This window comes from Tropicimonas sp. IMCC34043 (assembly GCF_003390845.1).
Taxonomy (GTDB): Bacteria; Pseudomonadota; Alphaproteobacteria; order Rhodobacterales; family Rhodobacteraceae; genus Tropicimonas.
The window spans coordinates 58,334-83,831 of the sequence record NZ_QMEK01000006.1 but is presented as its reverse complement, the minus strand read 5'-3'; the positions used below and the strand labels follow the sequence as shown (position 1 = coordinate 83,831).

23 protein-coding genes and 2 tRNA genes are annotated in these 25,498 nt (G+C 65.5%); 20 read left to right on the top strand and 5 right to left on the bottom strand.

What is annotated here, in order from left to right:
• Positions 1–34: 34 nt before the first annotated feature.
• Positions 35–1,726, bottom strand: a complete 1,692-nt coding sequence (locus tag DQG17_RS17885; protein ID WP_116134410.1) for a thiamine pyrophosphate-binding protein — start codon at positions 1,724–1,726, stop codon at positions 35–37.
• A gap of 233 nt (positions 1,727–1,959) precedes the next feature.
• Between DQG17_RS17885 and DQG17_RS17880 the strand changes: the two genes are divergently transcribed.
• The 6 genes from DQG17_RS17880 (at position 1,960) to DQG17_RS17855 (ending at position 8,020) form a co-directional block, all read left to right on the top strand.
• Complete coding sequence (locus DQG17_RS17880) at positions 1,960–2,946, top strand: LacI family DNA-binding transcriptional regulator (protein WP_198666186.1); 987 nt, start codon at positions 1,960–1,962, stop codon at positions 2,944–2,946.
• A gap of 30 nt (positions 2,947–2,976) precedes the next feature.
• Positions 2,977–3,933 (top strand): 3-hydroxyacyl-CoA dehydrogenase family protein, encoded by a 957-nt coding sequence (locus DQG17_RS17875; RefSeq protein ID WP_198666185.1) that lies wholly within the window; start codon positions 2,977–2,979, stop codon positions 3,931–3,933.
• A complete protein-coding gene (locus DQG17_RS17870; RefSeq protein ID WP_116134238.1) occupies positions 3,926–4,687 on the top strand; it encodes an SDR family NAD(P)-dependent oxidoreductase in 762 nt (253 codons plus the stop codon). The genes DQG17_RS17875 and DQG17_RS17870 overlap by 8 nt, the downstream gene beginning before the upstream one ends.
• Before the next feature lie 180 nt (positions 4,688–4,867).
• Positions 4,868–5,908: a TRAP transporter substrate-binding protein gene (locus tag DQG17_RS17865; RefSeq protein ID WP_116134237.1), complete on the top strand. Its 1,041-nt coding sequence runs from the start codon at positions 4,868–4,870 to the stop codon at positions 5,906–5,908.
• A gap of 291 nt (positions 5,909–6,199) precedes the next feature.
• Positions 6,200–6,730, top strand: coding sequence for a TRAP transporter small permease (locus DQG17_RS17860; protein WP_116134236.1), 531 nt, complete (start codon positions 6,200–6,202; stop codon positions 6,728–6,730).
• Between the two features lie 3 nt (positions 6,731–6,733).
• Positions 6,734–8,020 (top strand): TRAP transporter large permease, encoded by a 1,287-nt coding sequence (locus DQG17_RS17855; RefSeq protein WP_116134235.1) that lies wholly within the window; start codon positions 6,734–6,736, stop codon positions 8,018–8,020.
• Positions 8,021–8,115: 95 nt separating this feature from the next.
• On the opposite strand, the gene DQG17_RS17850 is transcribed toward DQG17_RS17855, so the two are convergent.
• Genes DQG17_RS17850 through DQG17_RS17840 form a run of 3 tightly spaced genes read right to left on the bottom strand, consistent with a single transcriptional unit; the run spans position 8,116 to position 11,769 of the window.
• Positions 8,116–10,194: a 3-hydroxyacyl-CoA dehydrogenase NAD-binding domain-containing protein gene (locus DQG17_RS17850; RefSeq protein WP_116134234.1), complete on the bottom strand. Its 2,079-nt coding sequence runs from the start codon at positions 10,192–10,194 to the stop codon at positions 8,116–8,118.
• Between the two features lie 25 nt (positions 10,195–10,219).
• Positions 10,220–11,368 (bottom strand): acetyl-CoA acetyltransferase, encoded by a 1,149-nt coding sequence (locus DQG17_RS17845; RefSeq protein WP_116134233.1) that lies wholly within the window; start codon positions 11,366–11,368, stop codon positions 10,220–10,222.
• Positions 11,365–11,769, bottom strand: a complete 405-nt coding sequence (locus DQG17_RS17840) for a Zn-ribbon domain-containing OB-fold protein (RefSeq protein ID WP_116134232.1) — start codon at positions 11,767–11,769, stop codon at positions 11,365–11,367. Before DQG17_RS17840 ends, DQG17_RS17845 begins: the two co-directional genes overlap by 4 nt.
• Before the next feature lie 398 nt (positions 11,770–12,167).
• On the opposite strand from DQG17_RS17840, the gene DQG17_RS17835 reads away from it, so the two are divergent.
• The 4 genes from DQG17_RS17835 to DQG17_RS17820 all read left to right on the top strand — a co-directional run bounded on the left by DQG17_RS17835 (position 12,168) and on the right by DQG17_RS17820 (position 17,606).
• Positions 12,168–12,965 carry an IclR family transcriptional regulator gene (locus DQG17_RS17835; protein WP_198666184.1) on the top strand — a complete coding sequence of 266 codons (798 nt, stop codon included), beginning with the start codon at positions 12,168–12,170 and terminating at the stop codon, positions 12,963–12,965.
• Between the two features lie 200 nt (positions 12,966–13,165).
• The gene (locus tag DQG17_RS17830; protein WP_116134230.1) at positions 13,166–15,352 is read left to right on the top strand and encodes an acetate--CoA ligase family protein; all 2,187 of its coding nucleotides are present in this window, start codon (positions 13,166–13,168) and stop codon (positions 15,350–15,352) included.
• Complete coding sequence (locus DQG17_RS17825) at positions 15,349–16,506, top strand: acyl-CoA dehydrogenase family protein (protein WP_116134229.1); 1,158 nt, start codon at positions 15,349–15,351, stop codon at positions 16,504–16,506. The genes DQG17_RS17830 and DQG17_RS17825 overlap by 4 nt, the downstream gene beginning before the upstream one ends.
• A 2-nt stretch (positions 16,507–16,508) precedes the next feature.
• Positions 16,509–17,606 (top strand): acyl-CoA dehydrogenase family protein, encoded by a 1,098-nt coding sequence (locus tag DQG17_RS17820; protein WP_116134228.1) that lies wholly within the window; start codon positions 16,509–16,511, stop codon positions 17,604–17,606.
• A 167-nt stretch (positions 17,607–17,773) separates the two neighbouring features.
• Here the strand turns inward: DQG17_RS17820 and DQG17_RS17815 are convergent.
• Positions 17,774–17,848, bottom strand: a tRNA-Thr gene (locus DQG17_RS17815).
• Between the two features lie 433 nt (positions 17,849–18,281).
• Between DQG17_RS17815 and murA the strand changes: the two genes are divergently transcribed.
• From murA to DQG17_RS17765, 10 genes are all read left to right on the top strand, one after another.
• Entirely contained in the window at positions 18,282–19,553 is a 1,272-nt protein-coding gene (gene murA / locus DQG17_RS17810; RefSeq protein WP_116134227.1) for a UDP-N-acetylglucosamine 1-carboxyvinyltransferase, read from the top strand.
• A complete protein-coding gene (locus tag DQG17_RS17805; protein ID WP_116134226.1) occupies positions 19,546–20,022 on the top strand; it encodes a DUF2948 family protein in 477 nt (158 codons plus the stop codon). Before murA ends, DQG17_RS17805 begins: the two co-directional genes overlap by 8 nt.
• Positions 20,023–20,103: 81 nt before the next feature.
• The gene (hisD, locus tag DQG17_RS17800) at positions 20,104–21,429 is read left to right on the top strand and encodes a histidinol dehydrogenase (protein ID WP_116134225.1); all 1,326 of its coding nucleotides are present in this window, start codon (positions 20,104–20,106) and stop codon (positions 21,427–21,429) included.
• Positions 21,426–21,911, top strand: a complete 486-nt coding sequence (locus tag DQG17_RS17795; protein ID WP_116134224.1) for a UPF0262 family protein — start codon at positions 21,426–21,428, stop codon at positions 21,909–21,911. Before hisD ends, DQG17_RS17795 begins: the two co-directional genes overlap by 4 nt.
• Positions 21,912–21,915: 4 nt before the next feature.
• Positions 21,916–22,383, top strand: coding sequence for a low molecular weight phosphatase family protein (locus DQG17_RS17790; protein WP_116134223.1), 468 nt, complete (start codon positions 21,916–21,918; stop codon positions 22,381–22,383).
• A gap of 164 nt (positions 22,384–22,547) precedes the next feature.
• Positions 22,548–22,766: a translation initiation factor IF-1 gene (infA, locus tag DQG17_RS17785; protein ID WP_037209844.1), complete on the top strand. Its 219-nt coding sequence runs from the start codon at positions 22,548–22,550 to the stop codon at positions 22,764–22,766.
• A 13-nt stretch (positions 22,767–22,779) separates the two neighbouring features.
• The gene (locus DQG17_RS17780) at positions 22,780–23,358 is read left to right on the top strand and encodes a nucleoside triphosphate pyrophosphatase (protein ID WP_116134222.1); all 579 of its coding nucleotides are present in this window, start codon (positions 22,780–22,782) and stop codon (positions 23,356–23,358) included.
• Positions 23,355–24,398 (top strand): ribonuclease E/G, encoded by a 1,044-nt coding sequence (locus DQG17_RS17775; RefSeq protein ID WP_116134221.1) that lies wholly within the window; start codon positions 23,355–23,357, stop codon positions 24,396–24,398. The genes DQG17_RS17780 and DQG17_RS17775 overlap by 4 nt, the downstream gene beginning before the upstream one ends.
• The gene (locus DQG17_RS17770) at positions 24,395–24,577 is read left to right on the top strand and encodes a DNA gyrase inhibitor YacG (RefSeq protein WP_116134220.1); all 183 of its coding nucleotides are present in this window, start codon (positions 24,395–24,397) and stop codon (positions 24,575–24,577) included. The genes DQG17_RS17775 and DQG17_RS17770 overlap by 4 nt, the downstream gene beginning before the upstream one ends.
• A 77-nt stretch (positions 24,578–24,654) precedes the next feature.
• A tRNA-Phe gene (locus tag DQG17_RS17765) sits at positions 24,655–24,729 on the top strand.
• The last annotated feature ends 769 nt before the right edge of the window (positions 24,730–25,498 follow it).

Below are 25,498 nucleotides of genomic sequence, written 5' to 3'. Positions count from 1 at the left end.
GGCGGCGGTCCCGACCTTCGACACCCGGCCTGCCTCAGGCCGGCGGGGTCCAGGCCTCGGGCGCGCGCGGATGAATGTCGGTGACGACATCGATCAGCACCGGCTTGCGGGCGGCGATGGCCTGTTTCAGCGCCGGGGCCAGATCGGCCGGATCCTCGATCCGGATCCCCTCGACACCGAAGTCCCGGGCGATTGCCGCGAAATCGGTCGGGCCAAAGCGATTGATCTCTTCGGGCGAGCCGCTGCGGCCCTCGTAATACGACTTCACCTTGTAGACGCCCTGACCGAAGCCCGAGTTATTGTTGACCACGGTCACCAGCGGGATCTGCCAGCGTCTTTGGGTCTCAAGCTCCGGCAGGTGGTAATAGAACGCGCCGTCCCCGGTGAAACACACGGTCGGCCGGTCGGGTGCACCAAGCTGCGCGCCGAGCGCTGCCGGAAACGCCCAGCCAAGCGAGCCTGCCGCGCGCAGATAGGACTGACCCGGATGCGGCAGGTCGAGCAGCGTCGCCGTCCAGATCCCGGAATATCCGGTGTCGGCGACGATGACCCCGTTGTCGGGAAGCGCATGGGACACGTCGCGGCACAGACGCTCCACCCGGATCGGCCGGGCGTCCGAGCGGCAGTGCGGCGCCATTTCGGCGCGCCAATCGGCGATGACCGCGGCGGCATGATCGCTCCACGCCGCCCAGGCGGGATTTGCCGTGACCGCACGGGACAGATCCGCCACAGCTTGTCGCGGACAGCCGTGGACGCCTGTCACGTTGGGATAGTTCCGCCCGATCTCCTGCCCGTCGAGGTCGATCTGGATGATCGCGGTGCCCTGTGCCGGGACGGTATAGACGTTCGTCGGCTGATCGCCCGCATGACAGCCGATGAAGATCACCAGATCGGCCTGGCTGACCAACTGGTTGCCGGTCGGCGCCGAATAGGTGCCGACGGTTCCGATATGCAGCGGATGGGTCGTGGGGATAATCCCGCGCCCGCCAAGCGAGGTAGCGACCGGGATCCGGCAGGCTTCGGCAAGGCCGCGGATCTCGTCCTGCGCCCCGGCCTGAATGGCACCTGCGCCAACCACCATGACGGGCCGTCTGGCCGCCGAAAGCCGCGCGGCCGCGGCCTCGATCATCGCCTGCGGTGCGAGGGGGCGATGAACCGGCAGCGCGCCAAGGGCCGCGTCTGGCAGGGCCGGGTGGGACAGGTGGCCGGTTTCCAGCACCTCGCCGCCAAGCCCGTTGAGGTCGAGATGCACCGGCCGCGGCGAGCCATCGGTTGCCATGCGGAACGCCTGCGCCAGAAGATGCGGCAGCTCGCGCGCCTCGGCCACATCCATGCTGGCCTTGGTGACCGCCGAAAATAGGGGTGTGTGCGGAACCTCCTGATAGGCATTGCGATAGCGCAGCATCGCTTCCTTGCGGCCGGTCAGGGCGACAAGCGGGGCGCGGTGCAGAAAGGCATCCTGCAATCCGGCGGCAAGATTCGCGGCGCCCACGGACTGTGCCATGCAGACCCCGACCTTGCCGCTGACCCTGGCATAGCCGTCGGCCATGTAGGCGGCGGCCTTCTCGGAATGCGCCAGAATGCGGGTGATGCCGAGGTCTTCCATCTCGACAAGCGTCGGGCGCAGGATGGCGTCCATGAAGAAAACATGGCGCACCCCGAGCGCCTGAAAGCTCTCGGCAATATAGCGGGCCCCGGAAACGGTCTGGGCATCTTCGAACGGCATCTTTGGCATCTCCTCGCAACCATGATGAGTCGTGAAAGCGATTTCATATGGTGAAATCTCACAAAGACCAATTTTTGACAATAAAAATAAAATGTGGATGCGATGTTCCGCACATGGTGAAAGCGCTTTCAAAGTGCCGAACCGGAAGCTAGGGTGGCCGAAAGCCTGTGCAGGGAGCGTTGGCAGCGATGGTTGAGGCCGAGAAGCGAAGGGGTGGGGCAGGGCGGGTCCGAATGGCCGATGTCGCCCGGGTTGCCGGCGTGTCGCTGGCAACCGTCTCGCGTGCGCTCAACGCGCCCGCCACGGTGTCCGACGATCTCAGGCTGCGGGTGCAGGCGGCAGCGGACCGGCTTGGATATGCGCCGAACCCGATTGCGGGCGGTCTTGCGGGAAACCACACGCCGCTGGTCGGGGTGGTGGTTCCGAGCCTGACGAACTCGTTTTTCGCCGCCACGCTGGAGAGGATGACGACGTTGCTCGAGGCCGAGGGCTACCAGTTGATGATCGGGCACCACGGCTATGACCTCGGCCGGGAAGAACGCATCGTGACGGCATTTGCCGGCTGGAACCCCTCTGCCATCGTGCTGACCGGGGTCGATCACAGCAGGGGCACGGTTGCTGCCTTGTCGACGGTCGATTGCCCCGTGGTCGAGATGTGGGACCTCGACGGTCGGCCGCTCGATTCCCTCGTCGGGTTCAGCAACGCCGAAGCAGGGCGCATGGCCGGGCGTTTCCTGGCCGAGAGCGGGCGCCGCAGGGTTGCCTTCGTTTGTTCCGTTCCGGACCGTGACCCGCGGGCCGAGGCGCGGGCGCGCGGATTTGCCGAGGCCCACGCCGGGGTGACCGGTGCCGGCGGGCGGGTCGAGATCGTGGCGGTCGAGGGGCGCGACATTGGCGACGGCGGGATCGGTCTGCAACGGGTGCTGGAACGGATGCCCGACGTCGAGGCCATTGCCTTCTCGGGCGACATGCTGGCTGTGGGCGCCGTGCTCGAGGCGGAACGGCGCGGGCTGCAGGTGCCACGGGATCTGGCGATTGTCGGCTATGGCGATCTCGACATCGCGGCGCATACCAATCCGCCGCTTACCACTGTGCGGCCGCCGCGCAGCGAGATCGGTGAAGTCGTGGCACGGCACATTCTGAAACGTCTGAAGGATCCGGCCAGCGGTGGGGAGACCGTGAAGCTCGATCTGGAACTCGTGCGGCGTGGCAGCGCCTGAGCGTTGCTGTCGAAGGGAGGGAACAAGCGGATGGCAATCGAGACCGTTGCCGTGATCGGAGCCGGGACAATGGGCCATGCGCTGGCGCTGGTTCATGCGCTCGGCGGATGCCGGGTTGCGTTGCATGATCGCGATGAGGCGGTGCTGGCGCGGGCGGGCGGGCAGATCGCCGCCGCGTGCGAGACACTGATCGACGCAGGCGCGCTCGATCCCGCCCGGGCCGCGGTGGTGCAGGACGCGATCACAATGGCGCCCGCGCTGTCTGCGGCGGTCTCTGGGGCCGATCTGGTGGTCGAGGCGGTCGTCGAGACGGCAGAGGTGAAGCGCGCGGTCTTTGACGAGATCGACAGGCACGCCCCGGAACAGGCGATCATCGCCAGCAACACCTCGTACCTCGATATATTTCCGCTGGTGCCCGAGGTGCGCCAACCCCGCGCGGCCATCGCGCATTGGTACACGCCGCCCTATATCGTCGATCTGGTCGATCTGGCGCCAGGGCCTGCGACCCGGCCCGAGACGACGGAGGCGTTGCGGCGCCTTTATGCCGGGTTTGGCAAGGTGCCGCTGATGTTCGACCGGCTGGTGCCGGGCTATGTCGCCAACCGGCTGCAGGCGGCGCTGAACCTCGAATGCCTGCGCATGATCGAGGAAGGCTGGGCCGATGCCGAGGATATCGACCTGTCGATCCGGCATGGTCTGGTGCACCGGCTGGCGGTGCAGGGACATATGCGAAAGATGGACTTTACCGGGCTCGAGATGGTCCGGAACGGCATCGCAAGCCGTATGTACCAGCCGCCCGAGAACACTGGCTGCAGCCCGGTGCTGGAGCGGCTGATCGCGGCCGGGCGCACCGGCATCCGGTCGGGCGCGGGATTTTTCGACTATGGCGACACCGCGCCCGACGTGCTGTGTCGCGACCGCGACCTCAGGCTTTTGCAGCTGAAGGCGCAACTGAGGGACATCATGGAAGGACAGGAAAGTGATTAAGGCGGATCTGTCTGGCAAGCGGGCGCTTGTCACCGGCGGGGCATCGGGCATCGGGCTGGCCACCGTGACGATGCTGGCCGAGATGGGGGCCGAAGTGGCGTTGAACCATCTGGAGGATGACCCGGCCGGTCCCGCGCGTGTGGCCGAACTTTGCGCCCGTGGCCTGAAGGTGATCGGCGCGCCGGGCAATGTCTCGGTTCCCGGCAACGCCGAGGCGATGGTCGAGGATGCCATCGGCGGCATGGGCGGGCTCGACTATCTGGTCAACAATGCCGGTGTTGCCGGGACGCCGGACAAGATCCCGCCGGGCGATCTGGACCGGATGACCGAAGAGTTCTGGCAGCTTTTGCTGAACACGAACCTGATCGGGGCTTTCCGGTGTGCCCATGCGGCAGCGGCGGGTCTGAAGCAGAGCCATGGCGCGATCGTGAACATGACGTCGATCGCCGGGATCGGCCAGCAGGGCAGCTCGATCGCCTATGCCGCCAGTAAATCCGGGCTGGTCAGCCTGACCCGCAGTCTTGCGCGCGGGTTGGCCCCGGAGGTGCGGGTAAACGCCGTTGCCCCGGGTCAGACCCGGACACCCTGGACCGACGACTGGCCGGAGGAGCGCAAGCAATGGGCGCGGGATCAGGCGGTGCTGAAACGCCGGTCGGACCCCGAGGATATTGCCGAAGCGGTGCTGTTCCTATGTGCCGGGGCAAGCATGGTGACCGGCCACGTGCTGGTCGTCGATGGCGGCATGACGCTTTAGCGCAAAGCCGGGGTGCAGACCGGTCCCCGGGGCACGAGGCGCAGATACATCTCGACAGGAGTCAAAATTTTGGAATAGAGTTTCATTAATCACTGAGTGCTTTCGACAAGGAACACGCAATCGCATCAACCGCCCCGGAAGAGGGCGGCGGCGCCGAAGATCGACAACAGGGAGGAAGACATGAACAAACTGACCGGAGCCATCCTGGGCATGGGACTGGCAATTGCGACAACAGTGGGGTCTGCCTTTGCCGAACCCATCGTCATCAAGGTGGGACACAGCTCTGAAGGCGATGTTCGCCTGCCGGGCGCCGGCCGGACAGCGGGCCTCGCGGCCATGAAGAACTATATCGAGGTCGCCTCGCAAGGCGAACTCGTGGTCGAGATCCATCCAGACGGTGCGCTCGGGAATGCGCGCACGATGATCGAATCGGCGCAGACCGGGGTGATTCAGATGGTTGGCGGCTATACGTCGATCATGGTCCCGTTCATGCCGGAGATCGCCATCACCCAGATCCCCTATGTGTTCCGGGACAACCTGACAGCCTGGAAGGTCATGGAAGGGCCGATCGGCGATGAACTGGCCGATCTGTTTCTGGAACGCACCGGGCTTCGCGTGCTCGGCTGGGCCGATGGCGCCGGGTTCCGGCAAATCTATACCGAAAAGCCGATCAAGAGCGTCAGCGACCTGAAGGGCATGAAGATGCGGGTTCCCGAAAACCCGGGCCTTCTGGCGATGTTCCGCGCCTGGGGCGCCAACACGGTCACTGTCACCTGGGACGAGCTTTACACCGCGCTGCAGACCGGGATGGCCGAGGGCCACGATACCGAGCTTTATTCGATGTACTCGAAGAAGCTCTACGAGGTGAACCCCTACGTGACGATGACGCGGCACAGCTTCAACCTGCATCCGCTGTTGATCAACGAGGAGTTTCTGCGCTCTCTCACCCCGGACCAGCAGATGATCGTCCTGCAGGGCGGCGACCTTTATACCCGCGTGGCAAACGCGCAATCGTTGCTCAGCTCGCTGGTCATCCAGCAGGCGATGGAGGAGGCAGGTGCTGTCTTCTACTATCCGACCGACGCCGAGATCGCGGAATTCAAGGCGCTCGGTCAGCAGCCCTACATCGACATCATCGCCAAAAAGATCCCCGATGGTGCGGGTCAGGAATGGGTCGACCGGATCATCGCTGCCGCGAATGCCGCCGAAGAACAGCCCTGAACCGATGTGATGTCGGCGGCGTGCCGGTCTCTCCCGTGACCGCGCCGCCGCCCGCTGCACTGCGCCGGTGCGGCGCGGGCCTTCGTTCCCGCGCCGGGTTTTCGAGCCACAAAAGTCGCCCGTCCGCAGCCGATCCAACGCTGGACAGATCCGTCTGGTGGCTTCGCGCACAGCCGGCCGGTTGAAATCCAAGCAACCTACCTGTTCGATCCTGCCGAGGCTTTGGCACCGCTGCGAGCACAGTCGCGGCGTCTGACCGGGCCAGTCCCAGACCGAAACGAGAACTTGAACATGAGAGAGACCCTGATCTGGTACCAGACTTTCCTCGACTGGCTCGAAAGGGCCGGTTTTCTGGTGGCCATGGTTCTTCTGGCCCTGCTGTTTCTCAATACCGCCACCGGGATCATCGTCGATCAGGTCGTTGGCAATTCGCTGGTCTGGGTCGAGGAAATCAACAACCTGCTGTTTGCCTGGACGATCTTTGTCGGTGCCGGGGTCGTTGCCCGTCGCGGCGGTCACATCGGCGTCGACATGTTCTATGAATCGTCGGGCCGCCGGATTCAGGGCCTGCTGCGGATCGTCTATGCCATCGCAGCGCTGATCATTGCTTCGGTGATGGTCTATTTCGGCCTGAAGATGGCCAGCTTCGTCGGCAAGTCGCAGACCTCGCTTTACCTCAGCATCAACCTCTACTGGTACTATCTGTCGATCCCGGTTGGCGGCGCGCTGCTGGGGTTGATGAGCCTCGGCGCGGCGCTTCCCGACCCGCGCAGCGCCGCGGACCGGCATAAATTCACAGCAACCCTCGAAAATGGAGACTGACGAATGGTCGGTATCATCTTCGGCAGTTTCGTGCCGCTGCTCATCCTCGGCGTACCGATCGCCTTCTGTCTCGTTCTGACGACGATCTTCGTCTACCTGCAGATCGGCGATCCGCGGCTGTTCCTGCAGATCCCGCAGCGGATGTTCTCGAGCACCGAGAACATGCTGATGCTGGCGGTCCCCTTCTTCATCATGACCGGCGAGATCATGAACCGCGCCCGGATCACCGACAAGCTGATGGACCTTTCCTCGGCGCTGGTGGGCTGGATCCGCGGCGGTCTTGCTCACACCAACATCATTGCCAGCATGTTCTTTGCAGGCATCACCGGATCGGCGGTCTCCGACACGGTGGCGGTCGGCGGGATCATGATCCCGGCGATGAAGAAGAATGGCTACAGCGAGGAATTCAGCGCCGCGGTGACAGCCTCAAGCTCGATCATCGGCCCGATCATTCCGCCCAGCATCCCGATGCTGATCTACGCCTCGGTGATGAATGTCTCGATCGCGGGGCTGTTTCTTGGCGGGCTGCTGCCGGGTGTGCTGATCGCCATCTCGCTGATGGTCACGGCCTATATCATCGCGGTGCGAAAAGGTTATGGCGAAAGAACCCCCTTCGTCGGCTTTCACCGTCTGCTCGTTGCAGTCATTCGCGGTGTGCCGGCGCTGCTGTTGCCCGTCATCATCATGGGCGGCATCCTCGGCGGGTTCTTCAGCCCGACCCAGGCCTCGGCCGTGGCGGTCATGTACGGGCTGTTCGCGGGCTTTGTCTTCTATCGCACGCTGAAGCTGAAGGACATCGGCCCGATCCTGAGGCACACGGTCCAGTCGACCGCGATGATCCTGTTCCTGCTGGCATCTGCAAAATGCTTCAGCTGGCTGGTGAGCTATTACAATCTGGTCGAGCATGTGACGCTGGTCTTCGTCATGCTGACGGAAAACAAGTATGTCTTCCTTCTGCTGGTGAACGTCCTTTTCCTGATCATCGGCATGTTCCTCGACATGGGGTTCGCGATCATCGTTCTGGGGCCGCTGATTGCGCCGATTGCCTATCAATATGGCGTGGATCCCATTCACTTCGGCCTGATCACCTGCACCAATCTGACCATCGGGCTGGCGACGCCGCCATTCGGGCTGGTGTTGTTTGCCGCCTGCGGGATCTCGACCGTGACATTGGGCGGGCTCAGTCGCGCAATCGTGCCGTTCGTCATTGCCGAGATCGTCGTGCTGTTGCTGGTCACCTATGTGCCGTTTTTCACGATGTACTTTCCGCGCCTGTTTGGTTTCGCCTGAGGGTCGGGGCAGGCGCCCCCCCACACCACTCGGGCGAAAAGGAAACGGCCACCGGACGGTGGCCGTTTCGCTTTGCCGGCAATGTCGGTCGCAGGTCAGGCGGCGGCGTCGAGCCGGCCGGTACGCGCGGCCTCGAGCAGCAGAGCCGAGGGCCGCCAGTGATCGCCCACCTCGGCCGCGAAACGTTCGACCTCGGCCGCAACCCGGTCGAACCCGGTCAACTCGGCAAAGAACATCGGCCCGCCGCGGGGCCGTGGAAAGCCATAGCCGTTGACGAAGATCACATCGAGGTCGCTGGCACGCTGCGCGATCCCTTCCTCGAGGATCTGGCAGCCGGTGTTCACAAGCTGCCACAGGCACCGGTGCAGGATCTCCTCGTCGGAAACCGGGCGCCGGGTGATGCCTTTCTCGCGCGAGACCGCTTCGATCAGCGCCTCGACCTCGGGGTCGGGCAGACCGCGGCGGGCATTTTCGGGATAGAGATACCAGCCGCGCCCGGTCTTCTGGCCAAGCCGGCCGGCCTCGGCCAGACGGTCGGCGGTGGTGAACGGGTAGGGATCGGACGGCTTGCGCCGCGCCGCGCGTTCCTTGCGGATCGCATATCCGATGTCGAGCCCGGCAAGATCCATCACCGAAAGCGGCCCCATCGCCAGACCCCAGTCGGTCAGCACGCGGTCGATCTGCCAGGGCAGCGCGCCATTCTCGATCAGGATCTGCGCCTCGCGATTGAAGTTGATGAACATCCGGTTGCCGGCAAAGCCGTCGCAGACGCCGACCAGCACGGGGATCTTGCCGATCCGCTGGCCCAGATCCATCGCCGTTGCGATGACCTCCGGCGCGGTCGTCTCGGCGCGCACAACCTCGAGCAGCTTCATGACATGCGCGGGGCTGAAGAAATGCAGGCCGATGACGTCCTGCGGCCGCCCCGTTGCTGCCGCGATCTCGTTGACATCGAGCGTCGATGTATTGGTGGCAAGGATCGCGCCCGGTTTGCAGATCGCGTCGAGGCGCGTGAAGACCGCGCGCTTGACCTCCATCGCTTCGAACACCGCCTCGACCACAAGGTCGGCGTCCGCCAGCGCCTGCATGTCGACCGATCCCGAGATGCGGCCAAGCCGGGCTTCAGCCTCGGCGCTTGAAATCCGGCCCTTGCCAAGAGCCTCCTCATAGGTGCGGCGGATGCGGGCAAGCCCGGTGTCGAGACGGCCCTGATCCTGCTCGACCAGAATAACCGGGATGCCTGCATTGGCCATGCACATGGCGATGCCGGCCCCCATGGTGCCAGCGCCGACGACCCCGGCGGTGGCGAGGCGGCGTTTCGGCGTGTCGGCGGGAAGATCGGCGATCTTGCGCGCCGCGCGTTCGGCAAAAAAGATGTGGCGCTGCGCTTTCGACTCGGGCGAGGCGTTCAGCGCGGCAAAGGTCTGCTGTTCCCACAACAGCCCCTCGTCGATCGGCGTGTCATAAGCCATGCGCACGCCCTCGATGCCCTTGGCGGTGGCCAGCGCGCCCCGCGCCCGGCGCAGAAAGGGCGCGGCGGCGGCCGCAAGCTCGTCGGGGTGACCTGGCACGTTCCGGTCGCGGATCCGGCGGCGCGGCAGGCCCGCGGCGACGGCGTCGGTCGCAAATGCAACGGCTGCGTCGAGATCGGCAACCAGCCGGTCCGCGATGCCAAGCGACACAGCCTCCTGCGCCGTGATCGGGTCGCCGGACAGGATCAGGCCAAGCGCCCTGGGTCCGCCGATCAGCCGCGGCAGCTTCTGGGTGCCGCCGGCGCCGGGGATGTTGCCAAGCTTGATCTCGGGGAAGGCCAGCGTCGCCTCCGGCAGGACATAGAGATAGTCGCAGCCGAGGATCAGCTCGAACCCGCCGCCAAAGGCCATTCCATTGGCCACGGCAATCACCGAGCTGGTGCCGTTTTCAAGCTGTGCGATCAGTTCGGTCAGATAGGGATGACGCCGGCCGCCCGAGAATTCGGTGATGTCGGCCCCGGCGGAAAAGAACCGCCCCGTCCCGGTCAGCAGGATCGCCGCGACGGCAGGGTCGGCATCCAGTCGCAGATGCGCCTCGGCCACCGCGCTGCGCAGGGCCTGACCCAGGGCATTCACCGGGGGGCGGTTCAGACGGATGATCCCGATCTTCCCCCGGATCTCGGTTGCAACAAGCTCGGTCATAACTTTGTCCTTTGAAGTGGGGTGGTCAGAGCGTCTCGGCTCTGCCGAAAATGGCGGTGGCCTGATGCGACAGGGTGATGCCGTTGCCGTGGCACAGCGCGGTCGCAGCCCCCGGAACCTGCCGGGCGCCGGCGGCTCCCCGCAGCTGGCGCGCCGCCTCGATCAGGGTGAAGACGCCATACATGCCGGGATGTGTGAACGAGAGCCCGCCGCCGTTGGTGTTGACCGGCAGCGCGCCGCCGGGCGCGATCCGCCCGCCCGAGACAAAGCTGCCGCCGTCGCCCTTGGCGCAGAAACCCAGATCTTCGAGGAACAGGATCACGTTGATGGTGAAGGCGTCATAGAGCTGCAGCACGTCCATATCGGATGGTCGCAGACCTGCCATGGCAAAGGCCCGCGCGCCTGAATCCTTCGCCGCCGTGGTGGTCAGATCCGGCATTTCGGACACCGCGCGGTTGTAGGAGGCGACACCGCCGCCAAGAAAATAGACCGGCGTCTGCGCCAGATCGCGCGCGCGGTCCGGCCGCGTCATGACCACAGCACCCGCCCCGTCGGTCAGCAAGCAGCAGTCGCGCAATGTCAGCGGCTCCATCACCATACGGGAAGCCAGAACATCCTCGATGCTCAGCGGATCGCGTTCAAAGGCATCGGGGTTCTTCTGCGCCCAGCCGCGGGCGGCGACGGCGACCTCGGCAAGCTGTTCGCGCGTGGTGCCAAATTCGGCCATGTGGCGGGCGGCCGCCATCGCATAGGCGGTCATCGGATAGCGCGGCTTGTGCGGTATCTCATAGGTCGGCTGTTCGGCGGCCGGCACCATGCGCCCCGCGCCCGACCGCATCGTCGCACCATAGCAGATCAGCGCGACATCGCAGAGCCCCGCCTGCAATGCCATGGCGGCCGAGGTCGCATAGCCGACAAAGCTCGATCCGCCGGTATTTGTCCCGTCGATCCAGCGCGGCCGCAGGCCCAGATATTCGAGCGTCGAGATCGCCGGAAACGTGTGGCTCATGTTGGCACAGAAAAGGCCGTCGACATCGGACAGGGCGAGTCCCGCCTCGTCCAGCGCCTGCCGCACCGCCAGCGCCTGAATGTCCATGGCGGTGAATCCCGGCGCCTCGCCCAGCCCGGCGGTGCCGACGCCGACGATGGCAGCGCCCCCCCGAAGCCCGCTCATTCCGCTGCCTCCTCGGGATCGAACACCACCGCATATTCACCCGGGTCGCCGGCGATACGGGCCTGAACCCTCATGCCGATCCGGATCTCTTCCGGTGCGACGTCCGGCAGCCGGCTCATCATCCGCGGACCTTCGTCAAGATCGACGAGGACAAGGGCGTGATGGCGGGGCTCGGTCTCGCCCGGCTTCGGTTTCTGGATCAGGTCGGCGCGGGAATACACCGTGCCGCGACCCGAGGCCCGGCGCCATTCGAGCGCGAGCGACCCGCAATGCGGGCAGAGCACGCGCGGATGAAAGATGGCACCGCCGCAGTCGCTGCAATGCTGAATCCAGAGATGGCCGTCGGCGACATGGCTCTGGAACTGCCGGTCGGGGCCGGTTTCGGGCAGCGGGTGGTTCATGCCCGGGCCTCTGGCGAACCGCGGCCGGACGCCATGGGAAATGAGCGCCGTTGCGGTGTGCATGTCGTGGCTTTTGCAAGGCACCCTGCTCGGAAACAGTATCCGGTCATCTTTCCTCCCCTCCCCTGGCCTGTGCGGAGAACGCTCGCGTCGACCAATATTCATTTCGCTATGCGAAACGACATTTTGAAAATAACCTAGCAGCGCCGCGCGACCTGTGGCAAGATCCTTGTCAGGGCATGGCCGGATCAAGATCGAATTGGCGTCAGGGGCCATCTTCGGGCCGTCGCAGAGGGGTATCGCCACAATGGCCCATTCTTGCGGCGGCAGTGAAGACGACCTATGGGGGCAGGGTGCGGGCCAGGGCATCCGGACAGAACGGAAGGGACCTGAAAGACGTGAGCGACGACAAAGACGGCGAACAGCAGGACCGGCAATTCGTCACGTCTCTTGCGCGGGGCCTGATGATCCTTGCCGCCTTCGGGCCCGATGACCGGACGCTCAGCAATCAGGAACTGGCCGAGCGCACGGGATTGCCCCGGCCGACGGTTTCGCGTTTCACCCACACCCTGCGCAAACTGAACTACCTCGCCTATCACCAGCGCCTTGGGCGCTACAGTCTGGCGCCGCGGGTGATCGAGTTGAGCCAGACCGCCTTTGCCGCCACAGGCATCCGCGATATTGCCCGGCCCGGTATGGTCACGCTGTCCGAACTGGCCGATGTTTCGGTCGCCCTCGGCGTGCCAAGCGACCTGTCCGTGCGCTATATCGAACTGGTGCGACGTCCCGAAGCGATCGTGCTGAACCTCGATGTCGGCGCCCGGCTGCCGTTGTGCCAGACCGCGATCGGACGTGCCTATCTGGCAAGCCTCGCGCCGCGGCCGCGGGAGGCGTTGATCGCCAGGTTGCAAAAGGCCGACCCGGCCCTGTGGGACGTTCAGGCGCCAAACGTCGCGGCCGCCGTCGCGTGTTTCGAGGCCCGCGGCTATGTCACAGGCTTTGGTCAGTGGCGCCCGGAGCTTAACGCGATCGCCACCGTGATCCGGTCGGTCGAAGGCGCCGATCCGCTACTCCTGTCGGTCTCGGGCCTGTCCTCGGTCCTGACCGTCGAACGGGCCGAACAGGAATTCGCCCCGCTTCTGCTCAGCACCGCGCGGTCGGTCGAAGCCCGGATGGCCCGCCTCTATCACAGTTGATCCAACGGGCGCCGCGGTGCCCGATCTCTGTGCCCCAACCTGAATCGCAGACCTGCCGGCCCGTCCGATCCCGACGCGGTCCGGCGTCCGTGTTTCCGTGCCGTGGTTTCGCTATGCGAAATCAAAGTTTGCATTGTTGACGAAGGGACGCCCGTCGTCGATAGTCGAGCCGGGACGGAGAACCTCAGGGAGAGATCGACATGACCGCGGAGACCGCGACGCTGGAACCTGCTGTCGGGGAGGGGACGGACCCCGCGCCGCTGTTCGAAAATCTTGCCGGACTGATGAACCCGCAAAGCGTGGCAATCGTCGGGGCCAGCGCCAATGCGACGGGCTGGAGCGGCATGGCGGTGCCGGTGCTGCGCAGGCTGGGGTTTCAGGGCAGGATCTTCCCGGTCAATCCGAAGTACCCGGAGTTGAACGGTCTTCCCTGCTATCCCTCGGTCTCGGCGATCCCCGAACCGGTCGACGCGGCGCTGATCTTCGTTCCCCGACAGGCGCTGCCCGGGATTCTGGACGATTGCGGCCGCAAGGGCGTGCGCGGCGCGGTCATTCTGGCGTCCGGGTTTTCCGAAACCGGGGAGGCCGGGCGCGAGGCCGAGCGTGCGCTGCGCGAGGTTGCCAACCGCAACCGGATCGCGATCTGCGGTCCGAACTGCCTCGGCCTTGCCAATCTTGCGAGCGGCTTCATGGGGCTGACTGCGGCGACCTTTCCCGCGGATCTGGCGCCCGGGCGCACCGCGCTGATCTCGCAGAGCGGGCAGTTGATGATGGTGCTGCTGGCCCGCGCCCACGATCAGGGGGTGCACCTGCGCTATCTGGTGTCGACCGGCAACGAGCTGAATGTCGAGGCGGCGGATTACGCGCGGTTCGCGCTGCGGGACCCGGAAATTACCTCGGTCGCGATGGCGCTGGAGGGGCTGCGCACCCCCGCGCGCTTCATCGCGCTGGCCGAAGAGGCAGAAGCGCGCGGCAAGCCCCTGATCGTGCTGAAGCTCGGGCGCAGTCAGCGCGCCGCGCGTACGGCGCTGGCCCACACCGGCAAGATGGCGGGCGCATTCCGGACCTTCGAGGCGGTGTTCCGCCAGTACAACGTCGTGTCGGTCGACGACCCGCTGGAACTGGCCGATGCCGCGTCCTTGTTCGAGAAGTGCCCGGCACCGCAGGGAAACCGGTTGTCGGTGGTCACGTTCTCGGGTGGCTGGAGCGGGGTCGTTGCCGATCAGGCCGAGGCAATGGGCATCCCGCTGGCAGATTTCAGAGAAACGACGGTTGCGCGTCTGGCGCCGCTGCTCGACTTCACGCCGCCGCACAATCCGCTCGATCTGTCCGGCAATGTCATGAACCACCCCGAGCGCTGGCCTGCGGCGGTGTCGGCGGCGCTCGACGACGAGAATACTGACGTGCTGATGGTGTTCATTCATCAGGTGCGCGATGCCTGGCGCGACCGGCTGATCAAGCCGGTGCTGGAGATCGCGCGAACCTCGGGCAAGCCCATTATTGTCGTCTATGACGGCGGCAAGGTGGTCGAGGCGGGCTTTGAGGAACTGGCGCAGAACCGCAGGCTGCCCCTGTTCCGCGGCCCCCAGGCGGCCCTGAAAGCGCTGAAACGATTTCTGGACTACCACGCCCGCCGCGCCGACCCCCGCAGCAACGTCGCGCCAATGGTGGATCACGCGGCGCGGGCCAGGGTTGCGACACTGCTTGAAACCGGCGGTCGCAGCCTTGGGGAACATGCCGCGAAAGCGGCCCTTGCCGCCTATGGCATGCCGATGATTGGCGAGGCGCTGGTGCGCCGCGAGGCCGAGGCGCTGCAGGCCGCGGCCGAGATCGGCTATCCGGTGGTGATGAAAGGCCTTGCCGACGGAATGGAGCACAAGACCGAGGCCGGGCTGGTGAAGCTGGGCCTTGTGACACCGGCCGATGTCTCGCTGGCCTTTGCCGAACTGTCGGAAAAGCTGCGGGGACACAGGCTGAACGGTGCCCCGGCGCCGTGCCTTGTGCAAAAGATGGTTCGGGGCGGGGTCGAGGCGATCCTCGGGATGCAGAACGATCCCGATTTCGGGCCGATGATCCTGGTCGGTGTGGGCGGCGTGCTGACCGAACTGCTGGACGATGTCGCGCTGCGTCGGGCGCCGCTGTCGCCGGAAGATGCGCGTCAGATGATCGACGAGACCCGGCTTGGCCGGCTTCTCGATGGGTTTCGCGCTGCGCCGAAGGCGGACCGGAGGGCGCTTGAGGAAGCGATCCTGCGGCTGTCGGATTTCGCGATCGCCCATGGTGACGCAATCGAGGGGATCGACATCAACCCCGTCCTCGTCCTGCCCGAGGGCGAAGGCTGCATCGCGGTCGATGCGCTGATCGTCAAGCGGGAGATAGCGCTATGACCGATCTGCTGATTACCCCCGAGGACGACGCCTTCCGCAAGCAGATCCGCGATTTCGCTGCGCGGGAACTCGATCCCGACACCCGTGCCAAGGTGGCAAGGGGCGCGCCGCTGTCCCGCGAGGACTTCCTCGGCTGGCACCTGAGCCTGCACGCGGTGGGATGGGTTGCGCCCTCCTGGCCCACCGAGCATGGCGGCCCCGGCTGGACGGCGCGCCAGCGGATGATTGCGGACGAGGAGTTCTTTCGCCAGCATTGCCCGCCAATGCCGGGGTTCGGGTTGAAGATGATCGGCCCGATCCTGATCCGTTTTGGCAGCGCCGATCAGCAGGCCCGGTTCCTGCCGCGCATCCTGTCGGGCGAGGATTGGTGGTGTCAGGGTTTCAGCGAGCCGGGGGCGGGATCCGACCTTGCCTCGCTGCGTACCCGTGCAACCCGCATCGATGGTGGCTGGATCGTCTCGGGGTCGAAGACCTGGACGACCTATGCCCAATACGCCAACTGGATCTTCTGCCTCGTGCGCACCGACCCGCAGGTGAAGAAACAGCAGGGGATCTCGATTATGCTGATCGACATGGCCACGCCCGGGGTTTCGCGGCGGCCGATCCGGTTGATGGACGGGACGGAGGAGGTGAACGAGATCTTCCTCGACGATGTCTTCGTCCCCGACGCGCTGGTGGTGGGCGAGGTCAACATGGGCTGGACTTATGCCAAAGCGCTGCTCGAACACGAACGTCTCGGCATCGGCGGTGTCGGCCGCTCGAAGCACCTGCTGGAACGGGTGCGCGGGATGGCCCGCGCCGCGGGGCTCGATGACGACCATGAGACCCGGTCACGCCTTGCCGCGCTTGAAATCGACATCATCGCGGTCGAGGCGACGACCCTGCGCCTGCTGGCAGCGGCCGAGGCAGGACGGCCGCTTGGCGCCGAGACCTCGCTATTGAAGATCCGCGGAACGGAGATCCAGCAGGCGCTGACCGAGCTCGCGCTCGATATCGCAGGGCAATCCGCCCTGCCGGCGGCAGAGAGCGGTTGCCTCGAACCGCCGTTCGAAAACGTCGCCTACCAGTTCCTGAACTGGCGCAAGCTGTCGATCTATGGCGGCAGCAACGAGATCCAGCGCAGCATTCTTGCCGCTCAGGTACTGGGGCTTTGACGATGACCATGCAGATCAGGTTCGAGATGCCGTCGGACGAGGCGCTGCTGTTGAAGGACATGGCAGAGCGGTTCGTGGCCGATCACTATTCACTGGCGCAACGCTCCCGGATGCTGGCCGCACCGGCGACCGAGTTGCCCGCGCACTGGCCCCGCATGGCCGATCTTGGCTGGCTTGGCGCCGCCTTGCCAGAAGCCTGCGGGGGCCTCGGGTTGTCGCCGCAGCAAGTGTTGCCGCTGATCGAGGTTCTGGGGGCGGGGCTGGTGCTGGAACCGGTGACGCCCGCCACGTTGCAGTGCGCCACGGTCATTGCGCGGCTGTTGCCCGAGGATCGGGCGTCTGATGTGCTGGCACCGATCCTTGCGGGCCAGCAGATCGAGGTTCTGGTTGCCGGGCCGGACGGTATGGAGCCGGCGGTCTCGGCCAGGCCTGTGCCCGGTGGCTGGGAATTGTCGGGCACGGTCCGGCTTGTGCCCGGCGGGGCGGCGGCGGCGGCCTTCTGGGTTGCGGTCGATATCGATGGCGCGGCCGTCCTGCGGGTGCCCGCCGCCGAGGCAGAGGTCACTGCCTATCGTCTGCTCGATGGTCAGGCCGCGGCCAGCGTCTGCTTCGACGGCGTTCTGTGCCCGCCAGATGCCTGCTGGACCGGCGCGCGCGCAGCGCTTGATGCGGGGGCCGAGATGGCGCTGTTCGGGGCCCTGGCCGAGACCTCGGGACTTGTCGCCGCGCTGCTTCGCGCGACGCTCGATCACGTGAAGCTGCGCGAACAGTTCGGCCGCCCGATTGGCCGGTTCCAGACCGTGCAGCATCGGCTGGCCGACATGTATATCTGCCGGGAAGAGGTGCGCTCGATGGTCCAGCTCGCGGCCGAGGCGATGGCGGGCGAAGCCTCCGACAAACGTCGCAGGCTTCTGTCGGCGGCAAAGGTCAAGACCGGCGACTGTGCGCGGGCGGTGGTGCGCGATGCGATCCAGTTTCACGGCGGCATGGGGATGACCGATGAACTGGCGGTCGGCCACATGGTCAAACGGCTTCTGGTGCTGGGACAGGCCGGCGGCACGCGCGCGGGGCATCTGACAGCGTTTTCTGCGGCTTCGTGACATGCCCCGGCGGCCCCGCCACTGACGGGACATGCCTGGTCAGACGATCTTGGAGCGCACCCCTGCGGGTGAGCCTCTGAGATACTGCCGGACTAATGGGTATGGAGATATAAAAACTGCCTTTCCCTTCAAGGTGTTAGGGAATTTTACAGGCCTGAATGGAGAAATGGTGCTGTGAGAGAGGATTGAACTCTCGACCTCTCCCTTACCAAGGGAGTGCTCTACCACTGAGCTACCACAGCCTGCCGTTTTCCGGAATGCCGCGGGCGTTACCCCATTGCAGGCGGGCTCCGGAAAAGCCCTTTTGAATCAACCGCCCTCGCCCGGCAAAACCGCCCCCTGCACAGGGTGCGCTACCGCCAGGCTGACGCGGCCTCGAAGCGTGGGCGGAGATAACCATCTGCCATGCGGAGTGCAAGCGAATTCTCGCATCACTTTGGGGAAAACCGCACCGCGTCCGGTCACGAGACTGGACCCGGGCGACCCCCTCGCGTAAGCCGCGCGGCATGAACGGCAAAGACCAGGAAAAACCCGGGAACAGCCGGGATCAGAGGCTGAAGCAGGCGCTGAAGGACAATCTGCAGCGGCGCAAGGCGCAGGCCAGGGCGCGCGCGGACGCGCCCGCCGAGGGCGCGCGCGCACCGCAGGGCGAACCTGACAGCGGAAAGGGGCAGGATGGATAAGATCGTGGTGCGGGGAAACGGCCCGCTGAACGGCCGGATCGAGATTTCGGGCGCAAAGAACGCCTGTCTGGCGCTGATGCCGGCCGCGTTGCTCAGCGAAGAGCCGCTGACCCTGACCAATGCGCCGCGGCTGTCGGACATTCGCACCATGACGACGCTCCTGCAATCGCTCGGGGTCGAGGTTGCGGCCATGCAGGCGGGCAAGGTGCTGTCGATGTCGGGCCATTCCGCCGACAACCACGTCGCCGACTATGACATCGTGCGCAAGATGCGCGCCTCGAACCTCGTCCTCGGGCCGCTGCTGGCGCGGCACGGGCAGGCGGTGGTGTCGTTGCCCGGGGGATGCGCCATCGGCGCGCGTCCGATGGACATTCATATCACTGCGCTCGAACAACTCGGCGCCGAGATCGAACTGCGGGATGGATATCTGCATGCCACCGCGCCGGGCGGGCTGAAGGGGGCGGTGATCGATTTCCGTTTTGCCTCGGTCGGTGCGACCGAGAACCTGCTGATGGCGGCGTCGCTGGCCAAGGGGACCACCCTGCTGAAAAACGCGGCGCGCGAGCCTGAAATCGTCGATCTTGCCGATTGCCTGATCAAGATGGGGGCGCGGATCGAAGGCGCGGGGACCGACACGATCACCATCGAGGGGGTCGACCGGCTGCGCGGCGCGACCCATCCGGTTGTCGCCGACCGGATCGAGACCGGAACCTACATGCTTGCCCCCGCCATCGCCGGCGGCGAGGTAGAGCTTGTGGGGGCCAGGCTCGACCTGCTTGGCGCCTTCACCGAGAAGCTCGATGCCTGCGGGATCGAGGTGACGCAGACCAATACCGGGCTGGTGGTCAAACGCCGCAACGGCCGGGTCGACGCCGTCAATGTGGTCACCGAGGTGTTTCCGGGCTTTCCGACCGACCTGCAGGCGCAGATGATGGCGGTGATGTGCACTGCGAAGGGAACCAGCGTGCTGGAAGAACGGATCTTCGAGAACCGTTTCATGCATGCGCCCGAGCTGGTGCGCATGGGCGCGCAGATCGAGGTGCACGGCGGGGTCGCGACGGTCACGGGCGTCGACAAGCTGCGCGGTGCACCGGTGATGGCGACCGACCTGCGCGCCAGCGTCTCGCTGATCCTTGCAGCCCTCGGGGCCGAGGGCGAGACGGTGGTGAACCGGGTCTATCACCTCGACCGCGGATACGAACGGGTCGAAGAAAAGCTTGGCGCTTGCGGCGCCGATATCGAACGGATTCAAGGTGATGACTGACGCGACATTCGAAGAAGGCGCCGAACGCCCGCTACTGCTGGTTGCAGCCGACGCCGAGGACCTGCGGGTGATCTCGGCCATGGTGCAGGACGCGGTATTTCCCGCGGTCGAGATGCGGTGGGACCGGCCGGCCCGGCGTCTTGCGCTGTTGCTCAACCGCTTCCGCTGGGAGGATCGCGAGAATGCCGAACGTCGCGGCCGGCCCTATGAACGGGTGCAGAGCCTGCTGATTCTCGATGACGTGCAGAAGGTCGTGTCGCAAGGCATCGACCGCAAGGATCCCGACACGATCCTGTCGCTGCTCGAAATCGCGTTCGAACCCGGCGCCGATGGCACCGGCCGGATGACCCTGACGCTGGCCGGCGACGGCGCCATCGCGGCAGAGGTCGAAAGCGTGAATGTCACGCTGCGCGATGTGACCCGGCCCTATGTCGCGCCCTCGGGGCGTGCACCCGTCCACGAGGACTGAACGCAAGCATCGGCCCCGCGCGCTTGCGCCGCTTGAGGCGGGGGCCATCGTTCAGTATCAGGGGCCGGACAAGGAGACGTCATGCCCCAGTTTCTCGACACAACGGATGCCGATTTCGCGACCCGCTTTGCAGCGTTCCTGACCACCAAGCGCGAGGATGCGCCGGATGTCGATGCTGCTGTCGCCGGGATCATTGGCGATGTGCGGGCGCGCGGCGACGCGGCGCTGATCGAGCTGACGGAACGTTTCGACCGGGTGCGACTGACGCCAGAGACGCTGGCCTTCTCGGAGGCCGAGATCGAGGCCGAATGCGCCAAGGTTACACCCGACGACCGTGACGCCCTGAACCTCGCGGCCGAGCGGATCCGGGCCTATCACAGCCGCCAGATGCCGGAAGACGCGCGCTGGACCGATGCCGCGGGGGCCGACCTCGGCTGGCGCTGGACGCCGGTTTCGGCAGCCGGGCTTTACGTGCCGGGCGGGCTTGCCTCTTATCCCTCGTCGGTTCTGATGAATGCGATCCCGGCGCGTGTCGCGGGGGTCGACCGGCTGGTCGTCACCGTGCCGACGCCCGACGGTCTGGTGAATCCGCTGGTACTGCTCGCCGCACGGATTGCCGGGGTCGACAAGGTCTATCGCCTCGGCGGCGCGCAGGCCATTGCGGCGCTCGCCTATGGTACGGAGACCGTCGTGCCGGTCGACAAGATCACCGGACCCGGCAACGCCTATGTCGCGGCGGCCAAGCGGCGGGTCTTCGGGCGCGTCGGGATCGACATGATTGCAGGTCCGTCCGAGATCCTCGTCATCGCCGACGCCGACAATGACCCGGACTGGATCGCGGTCGATCTGATGAGCCAGGCCGAACATGACGCCTCGGCCCAGGCGATCCTGGTCACGCCCGACGCGGGCTTTGGCCGGGCGGTCGCGGCGGCGGTCGAGAAGCGGCTCGAAACCCTGCAGCGGCGCGAGATCGCCGCGGCCTCCTGGCGGGATTTCGGTGCCGTCATCACCGTGCGCGACATGGACGAGGCGGTGGAGCTTTCGGACCGCGTGGCACCCGAACACCTGGAACTGTGCACGGCCGAGGCGGAGGCGCTGGTCGCAAGGGTTCGCCATGCCGGCGCCATCTTCATCGGCGCCTGGACGCCCGAGGCAATCGGCGACTATGTGGGCGGGCCCAATCACGTGCTGCCGACGGCGCGGTCTGCCCGGTTTTCCAGTGGTCTTTCGGTGATGGATTTTCTGAAACGCACCACGCTTGCCCGGATGACCCCCGCGGCGCTGGCCGCGATCGGCCCGGCAGCCGAACGGCTGGCGATCTCGGAAAGCCTCGAGGCGCACGGGCTGTCCGTCCGCGCCCGGCTCGACCGACTGAACACGCCGACCACCAACGAGGCCGGAACATGAGCAATCTTCGCATCATCCATATCGAGATCGACGACACCCGGCTTGCCGCGCCGACGCCCGAGATCGAGCAGGAACGCCAGGTCGCGATCTTCGATCTGCTGGAGGACAACAGCTTTGCCCTGCCGGCGCATGCCGGCGAGACGACGCCCGAGGGACCGTTCCGGGTCAACCTTGCGATCCGCGAGCGGCGGCTGGTGTTCGAGGTCTCGGACGAGGAACGGCAGAAACTGGCGGAATTCCACCTCTCGCTCGGGCCGTTCCGGCAGGTGGTGAAGGATTACTTCCAGATCTGCGAAAGCTATTTCGCCGCCGTCAAGAACATGCCGCCAAGCCAGATCGAGGCGATAGACATGGCCCGTCGCGGCATCCACAACGAAGGTGCGCGCGTTTTGCTGGAACGGCTGGAAGGCAAGGCTGAAATGGATATCGATACCGCCAGACGGCTTTTCACCCTGATTTGCGTGCTGCATTTCGGAGGTTGACCGTATGCCCTCCGGTTTCCCGGCCTCGGTGCTGTTTACCTGCGACTACAATGTCGTGCGGTCTCCGATGGCCGAGGGTATCGCCAAATTGTTTTACGGTCACAGTTTCTATGTCCAGTCGGCGGGGGTGAAGAACGATCTCGAGATCGACGGATTTGTCGTCGCCGTTTGCAAGGAAATGGACGTCGAACTGACCCGGCATCGCCCGCGCAGTTTCGACGAGATGCAGGACTGGGGCGACGATCTTGGCGGGTTCGACCTGATCGTGGCACTCACCCCGGCCAGCCAGCGCAAGGCGCTGGAACTGACCCGGTTCTATCATCTCGATGTCGAATATTGGCCGATCATGGATCCGACGGGTCTGGGCGAGACCCGCGAGGCGAAGCTCGCCCGCTATCGCCAGTCGCGCGACCAGATCATCGAACGGATGGTGAACCGGTTCGGTCCGCCACGGGACACCAACGCGGTATAGCCGGGCAAAGCCGGTCGCCCGTCTCGCACGATCAGGCGCAGGTCCGCACCGAACCGGTGGGGTTGCGTCCGCATGAGCAGAATCGGCCTTGAAATACCTGTCCGTTGGGCGCATTTAACCGGCACCTCCCGAAAGGGGGGTGTGAAACCATTATTGGAGTGACCATGGCCAAGGAAGAGATGCTCGAATTCCCCGGTGTCGTGAAGGAACTCCTGCCCAACGCGACATTCAGGGTCGAGCTCGAAAACGGCCATGAGATTATCGCGCACACGGCAGGAAAGATGCGCAAGAACCGTATCCGGGTTCTTGCCGGCGACCGGGTTCAGGTGGAAATGACCCCTTACGACCTGACCAAGGGTCGTATCAACTATCGCTTCAAGTAAGGCGACCGGCCCCATGCGACTGATCCTCGGCTCGGGCAGCCCGCGCCGCCGCGAGTTGCTGGCCCAGATCGGTGTGGCCGCCGACGCGATCTGCCCACCCGACATCGACGAGACACCGCTGAAAGGCGAGCTTCCGCGGCCCTATTGCCAGCGGATGGCGCGCGAGAAGGCGCTGGCTGTCGTGGCAGAGCCGGGCGATCTGGTGCTGTCGGCCGACACCACGGTGGCGCTGGGGCGCCGGATCTATGGCAAGCCCGCCGATGCCGGCGAGGCGGCCGCGTTCCTTTATGCCTTGTCCGGGCGGCGCCATCGGGTGGTGACCGCCGTCGCGGTGCGTCTGGGCGACAGGTTGTGGCAGCGCGACTCGGTCTCGATCGTGCAGATGAAGCGTTTGGCCGATACCGAAGTGAACGCCTATCTCGCCGGCGGCGACTGGCGCGGCAAGGCCGGCGGCTATTCGATCCAAGGCACCGCCGGGGCCTTCATTCCCTGGATCAGCGGCTCCTACACCGGCATTGTCGGTCTGCCGCTGGCCGAGACTGCCGGGCTGCTGATGGCCGCGGGCTATCCTCTCTACCGGGCGGCCGCATGAAGGGAACAAGCGTTCTTCTTGATCAGATCGCCGGACGGCGGGCGGCCGCGCGTCTGGCCGATGGTCGGCTTGAGGACTTTCTGATCGACCCGCCCGAAGACGGCCCGCCGATGCCGGGCACGATCCTGCGCGCCGTTGTCGAACGCCCCGTCAAGGGTCAGGGCGGGCTGTTCCTGCGCTTGTCCGAGGGGCAGGCGTTTCTGCGCGAGGCAAAGGGTCTGAGCCCGGGCCAGTCGGTGCTGGTTCAGGTGACGGGCTATGCCGAACCGGGCAAGGCCGTGCCGGTCACCCATCGGCTGCTGTTCAAGTCGAAGTTCGCGATTGTCACCCCGGATGCGCCGGGCCTCAATGTCTCGCGCCAGATCCATGACGAGATGCTGCGCGGCGAATTGAAGGCGCTGGCCGAGGATCTGATGGCCGACAGCAGTTTCGGCCTGATCATCCGCTCGGAGGCCGCCGAGGCCGACGAGGCCGAGATTGTCGAAGACATCGCCGAGATGCGCAGCCTTGCAGAAAGCATTGCAGCCGACCGCGACGGCCCGCCCGAGACGCTGCTCGAAGGGGCCGATGCCCATGCGCTGGCCTGGCGCGAGTGGGGCCGGCCCGACGAGGTGGTGACCGATCCCGGCTGTTTCGCCAGCCGTGGCGTTCTGGACGATCTGGCCATTGTCGCGGGCATCGAGGAAAGACTGCCCGGCGGCGGCAGCCTGATCGTCGAACCGACCCGGGCGCTGGTTGCGATCGACGTCAACACCGGCGGCGATCATTCGCCCGCCGCCGCGCTCAAGGCCAATATCGAGGCGGCCCGCGCCCTGCCGCGCGCCCTGCGCCTGCGCGGTCTCGGCGGGCAGGTGACCGTCGATTTCGCGCCCCTGGCCAAGAAGGACCGGCGCCAGATCGAACAGACGCTGCGCACGGCCTTCCGGAGCGACCCGGTCGAGACGGCCCAGGTCGGCTGGACCCCGATTGGTCATTTCGAGCTGCAGCGCAAGCGCGAGCGGCTGCCGACCGATGCGGAGCTGCGAAAGGCCCTGCAATGAGCTGCCCGATCTGCCGAAATCCGACCGCGCCCGAGTATCGCCCGTTCTGCTCGCGCCGCTGCGCCGATATCGACCTCGGACGCTGGCTGAACGGCAGCTACGCCATCCCGTCGGACGAGCCGATCGAGCCCGATGACCCCTCGGCCGAGCCCGGACCCGACACCTTCGATCAACACTGATTTTTTTATCTTCGGGCACTGGACTATGCCAGCCGGCCCGTCTAGAAAACGCCACGCCCGCGCGAAAGCGCACCCGTGCCCGGGTAGCTCAGGGGTAGAGCAGTGGATTGAAAATCCTCGTGTCGGTGGTTCGATTCCGCCCCCGGGCACCACTTAACAAGCTGAAATGGTTGGGTTCTGTGGTCGTGTCTGGTCCTTACTCGGATCGGGTTTGACGCTTTTCGGGGACAGGTTTGACAATCCTCGCCCGCCGCGCGTTCTCTTTTTCCAGCTATGGCGCGGCGCGCGTAATTGGCGGGGTATGAGCGCGTAGTTGAACGATGAGGCTATGTTCCGGCAAGGTGCGAGTCGGCAAGCCATACCTTTGCAACATGACCGTTTCTTGGGAAGTATGGCGCGGCGCGCCTAATTGGCGGGCATTGAGCGCGTGGTTGAACTGTTGGGGTCACCTACCTGCTAGCTGAGGACGAGTCGGTCGGGGCGCACCGCGTCAGGCAGCAGCGCTGGAGGCTGCGCGGTGTTTGCACGATGCTGGGTGGATCCCCACAGCGTACAATTTCGAGCGCCGCGCCATACTCAAAGCTGAACGGCACTTCGCCGCCACAGAGAGACCACCGAGCGCCGATAGCTGGGCTTAGGGGTGGACCAGAAAATGCGCCTGCCAGCGAAGCCTTTGATAACGCAAAGTTGCTCTGGAAATTGTGGTGCCCGGGGGCGGAATCGAACCACCGACACGAGGATTTTCAATCCCAAATTGTGGATGGAAGATCAGGCGGTTACGGGCGAAGTTTCTGTCAAACCCACCACGGGAAATCAGGCACTTAGCAGCCGATTGTCAAACCATTTGCGGGCCCGGAAAGGGGCTTTTGGCGGATGGTGCGGCGACGTTTTCCGATCTGTCAAGCGGTATCATCCATCGCC

Coding starts and splice junctions, on each gene's coding strand:
- DQG17_RS17855 (WP_116134235.1), top strand. CDS start 6,734: ATGGTCGGTATCATCTTCGGCAGTTTCGTGCCGCTGCTCATCCTCGGC.
- hisD (WP_116134225.1), top strand. CDS start 20,104: ATGCCCCAGTTTCTCGACACAACGGATGCCGATTTCGCGACCCGCTTT.
- DQG17_RS17880 (WP_198666186.1), top strand. CDS start 1,960: ATGGCCGATGTCGCCCGGGTTGCCGGCGTGTCGCTGGCAACCGTCTCG.
- DQG17_RS17850 (WP_116134234.1), bottom strand. CDS start 10,194: ATGACCGAGCTTGTTGCAACCGAGATCCGGGGGAAGATCGGGATCATC.
- DQG17_RS17865 (WP_116134237.1), top strand. CDS start 4,868: ATGAACAAACTGACCGGAGCCATCCTGGGCATGGGACTGGCAATTGCG.
- DQG17_RS17845 (WP_116134233.1), bottom strand. CDS start 11,368: ATGAGCGGGCTTCGGGGGGGCGCTGCCATCGTCGGCGTCGGCACCGCC.
- DQG17_RS17780 (WP_116134222.1), top strand. CDS start 22,780: ATGCGACTGATCCTCGGCTCGGGCAGCCCGCGCCGCCGCGAGTTGCTG.
- DQG17_RS17830 (WP_116134230.1), top strand. CDS start 13,166: ATGACCGCGGAGACCGCGACGCTGGAACCTGCTGTCGGGGAGGGGACG.
- DQG17_RS17790 (WP_116134223.1), top strand. CDS start 21,916: ATGCCCTCCGGTTTCCCGGCCTCGGTGCTGTTTACCTGCGACTACAAT.
- DQG17_RS17840 (WP_116134232.1), bottom strand. CDS start 11,769: ATGAACCACCCGCTGCCCGAAACCGGCCCCGACCGGCAGTTCCAGAGC.
- DQG17_RS17775 (WP_116134221.1), top strand. CDS start 23,355: ATGAAGGGAACAAGCGTTCTTCTTGATCAGATCGCCGGACGGCGGGCG.
- DQG17_RS17875 (WP_198666185.1), top strand. CDS start 2,977: ATGGCAATCGAGACCGTTGCCGTGATCGGAGCCGGGACAATGGGCCAT.
- murA (WP_116134227.1), top strand. CDS start 18,282: ATGGATAAGATCGTGGTGCGGGGAAACGGCCCGCTGAACGGCCGGATC.
- DQG17_RS17860 (WP_116134236.1), top strand. CDS start 6,200: ATGAGAGAGACCCTGATCTGGTACCAGACTTTCCTCGACTGGCTCGAA.
- DQG17_RS17885 (WP_116134410.1), bottom strand. CDS start 1,726: ATGCCGTTCGAAGATGCCCAGACCGTTTCCGGGGCCCGCTATATTGCC.
- DQG17_RS17805 (WP_116134226.1), top strand. CDS start 19,546: ATGACTGACGCGACATTCGAAGAAGGCGCCGAACGCCCGCTACTGCTG.
- DQG17_RS17795 (WP_116134224.1), top strand. CDS start 21,426: ATGAGCAATCTTCGCATCATCCATATCGAGATCGACGACACCCGGCTT.
- DQG17_RS17825 (WP_116134229.1), top strand. CDS start 15,349: ATGACCGATCTGCTGATTACCCCCGAGGACGACGCCTTCCGCAAGCAG.
- DQG17_RS17770 (WP_116134220.1), top strand. CDS start 24,395: ATGAGCTGCCCGATCTGCCGAAATCCGACCGCGCCCGAGTATCGCCCG.
- DQG17_RS17820 (WP_116134228.1), top strand. CDS start 16,509: ATGACCATGCAGATCAGGTTCGAGATGCCGTCGGACGAGGCGCTGCTG.
- infA (WP_037209844.1), top strand. CDS start 22,548: ATGGCCAAGGAAGAGATGCTCGAATTCCCCGGTGTCGTGAAGGAACTC.